1 protein-coding gene is annotated in these 449 nt (G+C 59.7%); it reads right to left on the reverse strand.

Annotation, left to right across the window (positions count from 1 at the left end; translation table 11 throughout):
• On the reverse strand, positions 1 to 174 hold a 174-nt coding region (locus DVK06_RS17750), incomplete at its 3' end, for an SDR family NAD(P)-dependent oxidoreductase (protein ID WP_121601163.1).
• Positions 175 to 449: the final 275 nt, after the last annotated feature.

Below are 449 nucleotides of genomic sequence, written 5' to 3' on the forward strand. Positions count from 1 at the left end.
GTCGTCTTCGATAGTTGCGGCGAGTTCTTCGAGTTCGCCTTCGCGGCGGGCGGCGACGACGACGCTGGCCCCGCGAGAGGCGAGGGACTTGGCCGTCGCGCTGCCGATGCCCGACGACGCGCCGGTGACGATTGCGACCTTTCCGTCCAGTTCCGAACCGAATTCTTCTGACATCAATTGTTAGTAGTCTCTTTACTGACTTCCCGGTTATGCTATCTGCAATGGGTGTTTAAGTACTGCTGTCTCCGAGCGGTGCTCGCCAGCGGAGCGAAGTACTGAACCGATACGTCGCTGCACAGCGACCGTCGGGTGAGCTCAGTGCGCTAATCGAATCCTCGATTCGACGGTCTGGCGGTCGTTACTCCGTTTTCTCCATCAGTAACGCGCCCGGTCGAGCCACCACCGGGGAACAACGCGAAAACGACAGTTCCGTCGAACCGTGTTCCGAC

The sequence above is a fragment of the Halorubrum sp. Atlit-28R genome, from assembly GCF_003665955.1.
GTDB lineage: Archaea > Halobacteriota > Halobacteria > Halobacteriales > Haloferacaceae > Halorubrum > Halorubrum tropicale.